This window comes from Rhodanobacter sp. Root561, assembly GCF_001427365.1.
GTDB lineage: Bacteria > Pseudomonadota > Gammaproteobacteria > Xanthomonadales > Rhodanobacteraceae > Rhodanobacter.
Genome location: NZ_LMGH01000015.1, coordinates 43,501 through 55,828, shown reverse-complemented (window position 1 = coordinate 55,828; position 12,328 = coordinate 43,501). Strand labels below are relative to the sequence as shown.

12 protein-coding genes are annotated in these 12,328 nt (G+C 67.9%); 7 read left to right on the top strand and 5 right to left on the bottom strand.

Features of this window, described 5'->3' with window-relative positions; translation table 11 throughout:
• Nucleotides 1-51: 51 nt before the first annotated feature.
• Nucleotides 52-609: a hypothetical protein gene (locus tag ASD55_RS15280; protein WP_056767481.1), complete on the bottom strand. Its 558-nt coding sequence runs from the start codon at nt 607-609 to the stop codon at nt 52-54.
• A gap of 106 nt (nt 610-715) precedes the next feature.
• A complete protein-coding gene (locus tag ASD55_RS15275; protein ID WP_056767478.1) occupies nt 716-1,636 on the bottom strand; it encodes an alpha/beta hydrolase in 921 nt (306 codons plus the stop codon).
• A 157-nt stretch (nt 1,637-1,793) separates the two neighbouring features.
• Here ASD55_RS15275 and ASD55_RS15270 point away from each other — a divergent pair, with 157 nt between their 5' ends.
• Nucleotides 1,794-2,600 carry an isocitrate lyase/phosphoenolpyruvate mutase family protein gene (locus tag ASD55_RS15270; protein WP_056767475.1) on the top strand — a complete coding sequence of 269 codons (807 nt, stop codon included), beginning with the start codon at nt 1,794-1,796 and terminating at the stop codon, nt 2,598-2,600.
• 14 nt (nt 2,601-2,614) lie between these two features.
• Entirely contained in the window at nt 2,615-2,770 is a 156-nt protein-coding gene (locus ASD55_RS18555) for a hypothetical protein (protein ID WP_157599029.1), read from the top strand.
• On the opposite strand, the gene ASD55_RS15265 is transcribed toward ASD55_RS18555, so the two are convergent.
• The 3 genes from ASD55_RS15265 to ASD55_RS15255 form a co-directional block, all read right to left on the bottom strand.
• Nucleotides 2,767-3,228, bottom strand: coding sequence for a DoxX family protein (locus ASD55_RS15265; RefSeq protein WP_056716752.1), 462 nt, complete (start codon nt 3,226-3,228; stop codon nt 2,767-2,769). The two genes, ASD55_RS18555 and ASD55_RS15265, sit on opposite strands and share 4 nt — an antisense overlap.
• Before the next feature lie 72 nt (nt 3,229-3,300).
• Nucleotides 3,301-3,861, bottom strand: a complete 561-nt coding sequence (locus tag ASD55_RS15260; protein WP_056767472.1) for an isochorismatase family protein — start codon at nt 3,859-3,861, stop codon at nt 3,301-3,303.
• Between the two features lie 64 nt (nt 3,862-3,925).
• Nucleotides 3,926-4,378 (bottom strand): MarR family winged helix-turn-helix transcriptional regulator, encoded by a 453-nt coding sequence (locus ASD55_RS15255; protein WP_056767469.1) that lies wholly within the window; start codon nt 4,376-4,378, stop codon nt 3,926-3,928.
• Between the two features lie 222 nt (nt 4,379-4,600).
• Between ASD55_RS15255 and ASD55_RS15250 the strand changes: the two genes are divergently transcribed.
• From ASD55_RS15250 to ASD55_RS15230, 5 genes are read left to right on the top strand one after another with little or no spacing between them, the layout of a single operon-like run.
• On the top strand, nt 4,601-6,934 hold the full coding sequence (locus ASD55_RS15250; protein ID WP_056767466.1) for a TonB-dependent receptor: 2,334 nt from the start codon (nt 4,601-4,603) through the stop codon (nt 6,932-6,934).
• A 37-nt stretch (nt 6,935-6,971) separates the two neighbouring features.
• Nucleotides 6,972-8,999 carry a serine hydrolase domain-containing protein gene (locus tag ASD55_RS15245; protein WP_056767463.1) on the top strand — a complete coding sequence of 676 codons (2,028 nt, stop codon included), beginning with the start codon at nt 6,972-6,974 and terminating at the stop codon, nt 8,997-8,999.
• A gap of 40 nt (nt 9,000-9,039) precedes the next feature.
• Nucleotides 9,040-10,062: a dipeptide epimerase gene (locus tag ASD55_RS15240; RefSeq protein WP_056767459.1), complete on the top strand. Its 1,023-nt coding sequence runs from the start codon at nt 9,040-9,042 to the stop codon at nt 10,060-10,062.
• A 36-nt stretch (nt 10,063-10,098) separates the two neighbouring features.
• A complete protein-coding gene (locus ASD55_RS15235) occupies nt 10,099-11,409 on the top strand; it encodes a peptide MFS transporter (protein ID WP_056767456.1) in 1,311 nt (436 codons plus the stop codon).
• Nucleotides 11,410-11,419: 10 nt separating this feature from the next.
• A complete protein-coding gene (locus ASD55_RS15230) occupies nt 11,420-12,328 on the top strand; it encodes a MurR/RpiR family transcriptional regulator (protein ID WP_056716787.1) in 909 nt (302 codons plus the stop codon).

The window sequence follows — 12,328 nt, the reverse complement described above, 5'->3', positions numbered from 1 at the left end:
GGATAGACCTTTCGCCGAATGGAAAGCCCGCCGATGGGCGGGCTTCCGGGCTTACCTGCCGTGCACCGGAGGTGACGGAGCGGGCGAGTTGCGCGTGGTGTTGCTGATGGGTGGCGTCGGCGATACGTGCTGGCTGCGCTGATAGGCGGGCTGATAGCGATCGTGGTGGTAGAAGCGCGGTGACCGGCGGAAAAGGGGGTCACGTTCGGCCAGGGCGAGTCGATGGCCATCGATGTGCACCCAGTACCAGGAGCCCGCCGGCACGGGTGCGGTCGACAGGTAGGTGAAGTGCGCGTTGTAGTTGCCGTTGTCCAGCGGCGATGCCTGCAGGACCAGGTTGATCACGAACTGACTGGAAACCGGGCGCCCGTGCTTGTCGACCGCGGGTTTGGTGATCATCTCGTCCAGGTTCGCGCGGAGCAGTCGGTTGACCTTGGGCGAGAGTTCGATGGCCGGCGAGGCGCCAGTGACCTTGCCGTGCGAATTCACCTGCACCAGCACCGGCATCACCTTGGGCGGAAACTCGTTGAGCGAGGCGGACCCGGCGGTGGCCACGCCGGAGCAGGCCAGCAGGGCGCCAAAAACGGCGGATCGTGGTATCGATTTCATGGTGCCCTCGCTGAAGCAGCCTGGTGCTGCTTCTGTTGTCATCGCGACGGTGCCCCCGGCGCCGGAAAGAGTCAAGCTTCGGGGCGTGACGACAACGGCAACCCGGCTACTTCGGCAGCGACGCCAGCCACGCGAGCACGGCTTTCGAAAGTTCGATGCGCCGGTCGGAATAGGCGTGGTCGGTGGAAAGGTGCACGGTGGTGACGTGGCTGTCGCCGGCCTTGCGCAGATCCGCGGCGAACGCCTGGTTGTCCGGGGCGAGACCGTCGTCGGAGGTCACGATGAGGGCAGTGCGGTTCTTCAGGGCGGCGACTTTCGCGGGGAAGACCCAGCCCGCTGCGTGATCGACCAGTTCGCGCGCCAGGCCGTCCGGGGTGCAGCCGCTCAGCGGCGCCATGCCTTCGTTGGCGAGGCCGCTGGCCATGGCCTTGAGGCCCGCGCTTTCGCCGTCCTTGCCCACGAGCCGGGTGGCGTGCCCCGCCATGTCCGCTGCGGAAAGTGTGGCGAAGGCCTTGATCGCGGGATCGGCCGCGGCGGCCTGCACCGTCATGAAGCCGCCCATGCTGTGGCCGATCAGCACGACGCGCGCGGGATCGAGCCGCAGCTTCCTGGCCACCTCGGGCTGGCGCAGGTAAGCCAGCGCCGCGGCGGTGTCCTCGATGCCGTGCGAAAACGAGAAGTCGCCCGGCGTGCCCCAGGAGCCGCGGTAGTTGAAGTAGAGAACGTCCCAACCGGCGCGGCGCATGTCCTGCGCCAGGTCGAGGTTGCGTTCGTTGCCGGGGAAGCCGTGCAGCAGGATCACCGCCGGATGCGGGCCGGTACCGGAGGCGACGTAGACCAGCGCATTCATCAGGGCGCCGTGGCTGGGGATCTGCATCGTCTCCATCGTCGCCCGCGTGTTGGCTGGCGCGGCGGATTCCAGCGGGGTGTCGGCGTGCTTTGGGGCAGCCTGTGCGTGGCACGGGCTCCATGCCACGCCAGCGACAAGGCAGGCGGCCAGCAACGTATGGATCGAGCGGCTGTTCATGCGTTTTTCCCCGGGTGGATGCAGCGGTTCGCGAAGCGTATTCCTTTCGCGGGCGATACGGAGCACCCCCGCGCCCTGCGGCGGTGAAGAGGTGTCACGGAGGCGGGCATCTGGCGTTACCCTTCGACTTCCCCAAGGCCAGTCACGGAGACCCCCCATGTCACAGCACGCCACCACCTTCCGCCAGATGCATGGCGGCCCCGGACTCCTGCGCTTTCCCAATGCCTGGGATGCCGGCAGCGCCCGCCTGTTCGAGAGCCTCGGCGCACGGGCCATCGCCACCGCCAGTGCGGGCGTGGCGTGGGCGCTGGGCTACCCCGATGGCGGAAAGATGCCGGCCGATGCGGCGATCGGCGCCGCCGTCAACATCGCGCGGGTATTGCGCGTGCCGTTGTCGGTCGACATGGAAAACGGTTATGCGGACGACGCAAAGACGGTGGGTGAAACCGTCCGCCGCCTGATCGACGCGGGCATTGCCGGCATCAACATCGAGGACGGCCGCGATGCGCCGGCGAAGCTTGCCGCGAAGATCGAGGCCATCCGGAACGCTGCCGCGAACGCCGGCGCGGACATCTTCATCAATGCCCGCACGGACGTGTTCCTGGCCAGCCTGGTCGACGCGCCGCAGCGGGTCGGGGAAACGCTGTCGCGTGGCGCGACCTATCGCGCGGCCGGCGCCGACAGCCTGTTCGTGCCGGGTCTTCGTGATGCCGGCGAGATCGCCGCCGTGGTGGAAGGCGCCGGCTTGCCGGTCAACCTGATGGCGTACCCGGGGCTGGCGCCGGCGGCCGAGCTGGAGCGGTTGGGCGTGCGGCGATTGAGCGCGGGCTCGGGCATTGCGCAGATGCTGTGGGGGCAGGCGGGGAAGCTGGCGCAGGATTTCCTCGACAGCGGCCGCTCCGAATCAATGGCCGAAGGCGCGATGCCGTACCCGCAGTTGCAAGCCCTGTTCGCCGGCAGGTGACAGCGGACGAAACGATGCTCCGCGCCGCTGGTCGTGCTGATCGCGGCGTTTCCCTGTACTCGCTGCCGAGCCGCCTGCGCTGCATCCATCTCGGGCTGGTCGTCATCGGCGCGAGCCTGATCGTGCAGGCATTCATCCGGGGCGAGTGCACGGAAGCCGCTCTCGACTAGCGAAGCGCAGCCTGTCGACGTTTCCGGATGAACCCGTCGACCGACCAGGGGCCGGAGCCCCCCAGTACCAGCGCGGCCAGTCCGGCCAGGTACAGCAGGTCGCACTCGTATCCCGGTTGGCCGAAATGCGCGCCCGTCGCGGTGACCGCCAGCAGCTTGATCGAGCTGAAGCCGTACGGCAGGTGCACGGTAAAGATGGCCACCAGCAGCACCACCGCCATCGGCAGGCTTGCCAGCGCCACGAAGGCGCCAAGGAGGATCGCCAGGCCGCCGAACACTTCGACCAGGATCGTGAGCCATGCCATCAGGTGCGGTGCCGGCACGCCCAGCGCCTGCAGGATGGCGGCGAATCCCGCCGGACCGTGGATGATCTTGGCGAACCCGTGCTCCATGAATCCGTAGCCGACGATCAGGCGTAGCGGAAGGGGCGCCCAGCGGGCGATCAGCGGGTTGTTCATGGTCCGGATTCCGGGCAGATGCTCGCTAGAGCAGCAGGCTTCCACCGGAATTCGCTGCGGAACCCGTCCCGGTTACCCGTGCGTGCCGAGCAGGTCGATGATTTCGCCGGTGCTGCCAATTTCACCCAACCTCGGGAAGATGCGGGCGATGCTGTTGGCGTGGGCCTCGGCACTCATGTCGGTCATCGCGTCGACGGCGAGGGTGACGTGGTAACCCAGTTCGTGCGCCTGGCGCGCGGTGGATTCGACCCCGATGCTGGTGGCGATGCCGGCGAGCACGATCTGGGTGACGCCCTGCGCTTTCAGGTACGTGTCGAGGCCGGTGCCGGTGAATGCGCCCCAGGTGTGCTTGGTCACCACGTGATCCTGCGGCTGCCGACCCAGTTCGGGCACCAGCTCGGCCCAGTCGGCGGGCAGATCATCCAGGTTGCGCGGGCGTTCGGTCCGCCCCGGCGCGCCGCCGCTCACGTTGACCAGGATCACCGGCAGGCGGTGGCGGCGAAACGCCTCGGCGAGCGCGCCGGCATGGGTCACCACCTCGGCGGCCGGATGGGCGGTGGGATAGGCGACGATGCCTTTCTGCAAGTCGATGACGATCAGCGCGGTGATCGGGTCGAGCGTGGTGATGGCCATGAGGGCGTCCTTGGGGGAGGCGGGCTTACTTTTCGCGGAGGGGAGATGTGCCGCGGCCTTGCCGTCACGGCTCGACGAGACGCTTGAGCAGGGCGACGGCGCGGACAAGCCGGGCCTGCTCCTTCGGCGCCAGCCGGGTCTGGATGGCGTGGAACAACCAGTCCTCCCGCGCCGCGCGGCTGGCCTTGATCAGCTTGCGGCAGGCGGGGGTCAGCGACAGCAGGGTTCGCCGCCCGTCGTCGGGATCGGGCGTGCCGCGCACCAGCCCGGCTTCCAGCAATGCCGCAACGTTTGCACCCATGGATTGCGGGCGCATGCCTTCGGCGTGGGCGAGCGCGGTGATGGTGGCGGGCCCGTCGCGCTCCAGGTGCCCGATCACCGACACCTGCGACCACGGCAGGCCGCCCAGGTTGATCTGTTCGCGCAGGCGCCGCCGCAGCTTGCCCACCAGCACCCGCAACTCGACGGCCGTCGCCATGGCATCGGCCGCCGCCGGATTGACGGATGGCTTGTTCATCCGCGCAGTCTGTCAGATGGAAAGCCAAACTACAAAGGCAAACTTCATGAATGAATGGCGGTCGATCGACCGGTTCGCGCCGCCGTGGATGACCCTGGCCATCGGTGCCGGGCAGGTGGCGACAAGCCGTTTTGATATGAAAATATCATTGACACGGTGATGTTAATGGAATAACACTGTGGATCGTGGGCTGTCCACGCGACCATCTCGGGGGAGAGAGTCATGGATTTTCGCTATCTGCAGCATGCTCGTCGGGGAATCTGCGTTGCCATCGCGGTGGCCCTGTGGTCGCCGCTGGGCATCGCGGCCCAGCCATCGTCGCCGGATGGTTCCGATGCCGGCGCGCCCGCGTCCGGCAGCACCCCGCCGGAGGATGCCTCGGGCGCCGGGGCGGGTCAGCAATCGTCACCGGCCTCCGCCAGTTCCGCACCCACCGACCTGGGCACGGTCATCGTGACCGCGAACAAGCGCAGCGAACGCTTGCAGGATGTGCCGATGGCGGTGTCGGCGCTGCAGGGCCTGCAGCTCGAACGCGAGAGCGCGGTCAACTTTGCCGACTACGCCACGCGAGTGCCCGGGCTCAACGTGATTTCCAGCGGGCAGGGCAGGACCCAGCTGGTGCTGCGCGGCATCACCTCCGGCAGCGGCCAGCCGAACTCGACGGTGGGCACCTACATCGACGACGTGCCGTTCGGCTCCAGCACCGTGTACGCCGCCGGCAGCGTGCTGACGCCGGACATCGATCCGGCCGACCTGGAGCGCGTCGAGGTTTTGCGCGGGCCGCAGGGCACGCTGTATGGATCGAACACGCTGGGCGGGCTGGTCAAGTTCGTCACCACGCCGCCGGACGCCACCCGCGCCTACGGTCGCCTGCGTGCCGGCGTCAGCAGCGTCGAGGATGGCGGCACCGGTTCGGACGTGCATGCGATGTTCAACGTGCCGCTGGCTGCGGACAAGCTGGCCTTGCGGATCAACGCGTACGAACGCCACGATCCCGGCTATGTCGACAACGTCCTCACCGGCAAGCACGACGTCAACCGCGCCAAGGTGAGCGGCACGCGCGCGCAGTTGTTGTGGACGCCGAGCGACACGGTTTCGCTGCGCCTGTCGGCGCTGGCGCAGAACCTGGCCAGCGACGGTGCCGGCCTGGTCGATGGCGGCGTCGACGTCGATGCGCTGACGCTGAAGCCGATCCACGGCGACCTGCAGCAGGTGCGCTCGCCGGGCACCGGCCAGTTCCGGCTGAAGTACCGGCTCTACGACGCGTCGCTCAACGCCGACTTCGGCGGGGCGAAACTGTTTTCGTCGACCAGCTACGGCACGCTGGACATGAACTCCAACGCCGACATCACGGCGGCTTACGGGCCGTTGCTGAATCCGCTGTTCGGCCTGCCCAACGGTGGCTATTCGCTGGTCAACCCGATGACGCTGGACAAGTTCACCCAGGAATTGCGGCTGCAGTCGCCGGAGACGCAGACCGTGGAATGGCGCGCCGGCGTGTTCTACACGCGCGAAAAGACCACCGCCCACCAGAACATCCTGAGCTTCGACGCCAGCACCGGTGAACCGATCGCGCTGCCGACGCTGGCCGACCTGTCGATGGGTCCGGCGATCTTCACCGAGTGGGCCGCCTATGGCGATGTGACCTGGCACGCCACCTCGCGTTTCAGCGTGCTGGTGGGTGCGCGCTACAGCAGCGACCGCACCACCTACGCGCAGACCGGCGATGGGCTGATCCTCGGGCCCACGCAATTCACCATCCGCGGATCGGACAACCCGACCACGTACCTGCTCAATCCCAGTTTCCGCTTCAGCGACGACCTGATGGTCTATGGGCGCATCGCCTCCGGCTTCCGTCCGGGCGGCCCGAATGTCGGCGTGCCGCCGGGGCTGGGCGCGCCGCTGACGTTCGGTCCGGACAAGCTGGTGAGCTACGAGCTGGGCCTGAAGGCCACCACGATGCAGCGGCGCATGACCTTCGACGTGTCGGCCTTCTACATCGACTGGAGCCAGATCCAGCTCACCGTCGTCTCCGGCGGCATCGGCTTCATGGGCAATGGCGGCAAGGCCAGCAGCCAGGGCCTCGAGGCGGCCTGGCAGTACGCACCGGTGCGGGGCCTGCTGCTGTCGGCCAATGCCAGCTGGACCGACGCGAAGCTGGACGCGGACACGCCGCCGGGCCTGTTCGGCTACAAGGGCGATCGGCTGCCCTACGTGCCGAAGTGGAACGCCAGCGTCGGCGTGGATTACGACTTTCCGCTGGCCAGCGGCTGGTCCGGCTTCGTCGGCGCGGGCTATCGCTACGTGGGCGAGCGCAAGACCGATTTCGTCGCCGCGCCTGGTCCGCGCCGCGACGTGCCCGACTACGACGGCATCGACCTGCGCGCCGGCGTCAACTTCGGCAACTGGACGGTCAAGGCCTACGTCAAGAACCTGACCAACGAACGCGGCATCACCTCGCTGGCGTCGGAAACCACCGATCCCCACGCCAGTCCGTTCGCCGCCGTCTACGTGATGCCGCGCACGGTGGGCCTGTCCGCCAGCGTCGATTTCTGAGCATGCCCTTCCACCGAACCGTATCCGGAGTGCGTCCATGAACCGCTATGCGAAATTCGCCGCGGCATTAGCGATCACCTGTGCCGTCGGCATCGCGATGGCGCAGGTGCCGTCGTCGCCGAACCCCGCACCCGCCAGCTCGATCCTGCCGGTGCCGGCCGTGCCCGTCGCCGCCGTGCCAGCCGCGGCGCTGGCGCCGCCGGTTGGCGTCGCGCATGCATTGACCGCCGACGACCTGGCCACCTTTCTCGACGGCATGGTGCCGTACATGATCCAGCGCGGCGATGTCGCCGGCGGGGTGATCTCGGTGGTCAAGGACGGCCAGCTGCTGTTCGCCCGCGGCTACGGTTACGCCGACCTGGCCAGGCGGACGCCGGTGTCGCCCGAGACCACGCTGTTCCGTCCCGGCTCGACCTCCAAGCTGTTCACCTGGACGGCGGTGATGCAGCAGGTGGAGCAGGGCAAGCTGGACCTCGACCACGACGTCAACGAATACCTCGACTTCACCATCCCGGCGCGCGACGGCAAGCCGGTGACGCTGCGCCAGCTGATGACGCACACCGCCGGCTTCGAGGACACCGCCCGCGGGCTGCTGCCGACGAAGCCCGAGGACGTCGATCTGGAGCGCTACCTGAAGACGCACATCCCCGCGCGGATCTATCCGCCGGGCGAGATCGTGGCGTACTCCAACTACGGTTGCGGACTTGCCGGCTACATCGTGCAGCGCGTCTCCGGCGAGCGCTTCGAGGATTACATCCGGCAGCACATCCTCGACCCGCTGGATATGCATCATTCGAGCTTCGCGATGCCGCTGCCGCCGCAGCTGGCACCGCTGATGGCCAAGGGCTACAAGAGCGCATCCGACGGCGAGCCGCAGCCGTTCGAACTGGTCGATCCCGCGCCGGCCGGCGCGCTGAGCAGCAGCGCGACCGACATGGCGAACTTCATGATCGCCCAGCTGCAGGGCGGCCGTTTCGGCGACACCCGCATCCTCAAGCAGGCCACCGCCGAGTTGATGCACAGCCCGCAGTACACCGCGGCGCCGGGCTTGAACGGCTTCGACCTGGGCTTCTACCAGGAGGATCGCAACGGCCAGCGCATCATCGGCCACGGCGGCGACACCATGGTGTTCCACAGCGACCTGCATCTGCTGCTGGATGCGAACGTCGGCATCTTCATGTCGTTCAACAGCGCCGGCGATGCGGGCAGCGTGCACGTGATCCGCAAGGCGATCTTCCAGGCCTTCCTCGACCGCTATTTCCCCAAGGAAGCACCGGCACCCGCAACGGTGGCCACGGCGAAGGCTGATGCCGCGCGCGTGGCCGGCTGGTACCAGGCCAGCCGCCGCAACGACAGCGCGCTGCGCATGCTGTACTTGTTCGGCCAGGTCAACGTGGCGGCGAAACCCGACGGCACGCTGGCGGTGTCGATGCTCACCGACTACGCGGGCAAGCCGCTGCAGTGGCACGAGACCGGGCCGCTGCACTACCGCGAAGTGAACGGCAAGTCGCAACTGGCCTTTGTTGCCGACGCGAACGGCGGCATCCGTTATTGGGCTACCGATGCCGAGGTGCCGGTGTTCCTGTTCCAGCGCGTGTCCGCGGCTCGCAGCCTGGGCACGGTCGGCCCGCTGCTGGGCGCGTCGGTGGCGATCCTGCTGGCAACGCTGCTGAGCTGGTTCGTCGGCGGCTGGGTGCGCCGGCATTACCGGCGGCCGCTGCAGCTGACGGCGCTCCAGTTGCGCACGCGCCTGCTGTCGCATCTCGGCGTGCTGGCGTTGCTGGTGGTGGTGCTGGGCTGGCTGACCTTCATCGCGGTGACCTCGGCGGACGAGTCGAAGCTGCTGGACGGCTCGGGCACGGGGTGGCTCTACCTGCTTTACGTACTCGGCGTGTTCGGCCTGCTCGGTGCGCTGGCGGTGCTGGTGCATGCGGTGCGTGCCTGGATGGCACCGCGGCGCGGCCGCTGGGTGCTTGCCGGCGAAACGCTGCTGGCGCTGGCGGCGATCTACCTGGCCTGGTTCATCGTGGCGTTCGGGCTGGTCAGTTTCAACGTGAGGTTCTGACGGACCGCTGCGCATCGACATCAATCAGGCAGGAGAGATCATGGGTACCGAGGGACACGCACGGCTGCAGTTGCACACGCGGCTCGAGAAGTGGGCGTTGAAGGAGCCGTTCCACATCACCGGTTACACCTTCGACGAGTTCGAGGCGCTGGTGGTGACCCTGCACGAGGGCGACCGGTTCGGTCGTGGCGAGGCGCTGGGCGTCTACTACCGCAACGACACGCCGGCCGCGATGCAGGTGCAGGTCGAGGCGCTGCGCGAACGGATCGAGGGCGGCCTGACGCGGCAGGAGCTGCTGCAGCTCCTGCCGGCCGGCGGCGCGCGCAATGCGGTCGACTGCGCGCTGTGGGATCTGGAGGCCAAGCGCAGCGGCCGGCCGGTGTGGATGCTGGCCGGTGGCGAGGCGCCGCAGCCGCTGGTGACCACCTTCACCCTCGGCGCCGACGCGCCGACGACGATGGCCGGGATCGCGCGGGGCTTCCCCGGTGCCCGCGCGCTCAAGCTCAAGCTCACCAATGACGAGCTCAACGCCGAGCGCGTGCGTGCGGTGCGCGCGGCGTGCCCCGATGCGTGGATCATGGTCGACGCCAACCAGGGTTTCACCCGCGACTCGTTCGCGCGCCTGCTGCCGGCGCTGGTCGAGGCGCGGGTGGCGGTGGTGGAGCAGCCGTTCCCGATCGGCAATGAAGCCTGGCTCGACGGGCTGGACAGCCCGATCATGATCGCCGCCGACGAGAGCGTGCAGGATCATCACGACCTGCCGTCGCTGGTGGGCCGGGTCGGCATGATCAACATCAAGCTGGACAAGTGCGGCGGCCTCACCGAGGCGCTGGCGATGGCCGCCCAGGCACGCGAGCTGGGCTTCGAGCTGATGGTGGGCAACATGTCCGGCTCGTCGCTGGCGATGGCGCCGGCCTTCGTGCTGGGCCAGTCGTGCAAGGTGGTGGACCTGGACGGGCCGATCTACTTGCGGCGTGACCCGGCACCGTCGGCGATCTACGAGCATGGCCGCATCTGGTGCGACGATGCGATATGGGGCGGGCCGCTGGCGGCGGCCGCCTAGACCACAGGGGAGCGACATCGCACCGTGTCCGACAGCATGATTCCAGCACGCGAGAAAAACTGGTTTGGCCATCCGCGCGGCCTGAGCGTGCTGTTCCTCACCGAAATGTGGGAGATGTTCTCCTTCTTCGGCATGCGCGCGCTGCTGGTCTACTACATGACCAAGCACCTGGACCTGGACCAGCAATACGCCTCGCTGATCTACGGCGCCTACGCGGCCTTCGTGTATTTCACGCCGGTGTTCGGCGGCATGGTGGCCGACCGCTGGCTGGGCAAGCGCAACGCGGTGATGATCGGCGGCGCCACGATGGCCTTGGGTCATTTCATGATGGCCTCCGAGCCGCTGTTCTATCCGGCGCTGGCCACCATCGCGTTGGGCAACGGGTTGTTCCTGCCCAGCCTGGCCAGCCAGATCGAAGGGCTTTACCGCGATGGCGATCCGCGCAGCAAGAGTGCCTACAACATCTACTACGTGGGGGTGAACCTCGGTGCGTTCCTGGCGCCGCTGATCTGCGGCACGCTGGGCGAGGCGTACGGCTGGCACTGGGGTTTCGCCGCGGCCGGCTTCGGCATGCTGCTGTCGCTGGTGATCTACCTGGCCGGCGCCCGTTACCTGCCGCCGGAACCGAAGCGCGGCGCCGAGGCAAGGGCGGCGCGGCCGCCGGTGGATCGGGCGGTGATCGATCGTTTCGCGCTGCTGCTTGGCGTCGCCGCGATCGTGGTGGTGTTCCGCGGCGCCTACGAGCAGGTCGGCAACACCATCGCGCTGTGGATCGACCAGGGCGTGGACCGCGAGCTGGCCTCGGGCTGGGTCATCCCGATGACCTGGTTCCAGTCGATCAACTCGGTGGTGGTGTTCGCCTTCACCCCGCTGCTGGTGGCGCGCTGGGCGCGGCTGGCGCAACGCGGCGTGGAGACGCCGCTGCTCGGGCGGATGGCGTTCGGCGCCGCCATCGTGGGTGGTTCCTACCTGATGCTGGCCGTGCTGTCGGCGTGGTGCGAGGCGCACGGCGTGCGCGCGCACTGGGGCTGGCTGGCGGCCTGGTTCGTGCTGATGACCACCGGCGAGCTGTACATCCTGCCGGTGGGGCTGGCCCTGTTCGGGCGCATGGCGCCGGAGGGTTTTCGGGCCACCAGCATCGCCACCTGGTTCTTCGCGGGCTTCTTCGGCAACCTGCTGGCCGGTGCGCTGGGCACGCTGTGGAGCCAGCTCGGCCACGCCTGGTTCTTCGCCCTGATCGCGGCGGTGGCCGGCGTGTCGGCCGTGCTGTTGTATATGCTTGGCCGTCGCCTGGGCGACGTGGAAACCCATGGAACGGAAGGCGCCGCCATGGCGCTGGCCAGATAAGCGGACGACGATGACCAAGGACCTGCAAAAAAAGCTGAAGAGCCGCTGGGACAGCTTCACCACGGCCGAGCAGAAGATCGCCAGCTACCTGCTGCACAACATCAGCGGCATCCCGTTCGAGACGGCCGCGTCGCTGGGCAAGCGCGTGGGCGTGAGCGCGATGACGGTGGGCCGGTTCCTGCGCAACCTGGGTTATGCCGGAGTCGGCGACCTGAAGGAGGAACTGCGCGGCGATGCACCATGGATGCAGCTGTACAAGACCTCCGAACCGGCAGCCGACGCCGACTACATCAGCGAGAGCCTGCAGGCGGAGATCCGCAGCCTCAACGATGTCTACGCACTGGCGCGAGGCGAGGAATGGGCGCCCATCGTGAAGATGCTGGTGTCGGCCGATCGCGTGTCGGTGGCCAGCTTCCAGCACGGCTCCTTCCTGGGACTGGGCTTCGCTTCCTCGCTGCAGCACGTGCGGCCGCGAGTGTCGTTCGAATCCGGCGCCGACGGCTCCTATACCGGCATGCTGCTGGATTCCACCGAGCAGAGTTGCGTGGTGCTGATCGACATCCGCCGCTATTCGCGCCACTTCCGCCTGCTGGCCGAGGAGGTGGTCGAGCGCGGCATTCCGCTGCTGATCATCACCGACACGCAGTGCTACTGGGCGCGCCAGCTGACTCCGCACGTGCTGATGATCCCGATGCAGACCGGCCGCGCCTGGCACAGCTTCGGCACGCTCACCAGCCTGTTCAGCCTGTTGATCAACGCGGTGATCCGCGAGATGGGCGACATCCTCGGACGGGTCGGCGACATCACCGAGTTGCGCCAGAAATTCATCGGCTACGACGGGCCTTCGATGTCGGGCGAGGGCAAGCCGGCCCGTGCCGGACAGCACAAGAAGGCGAAGAAGCCGGCAAAACGGCGCTGA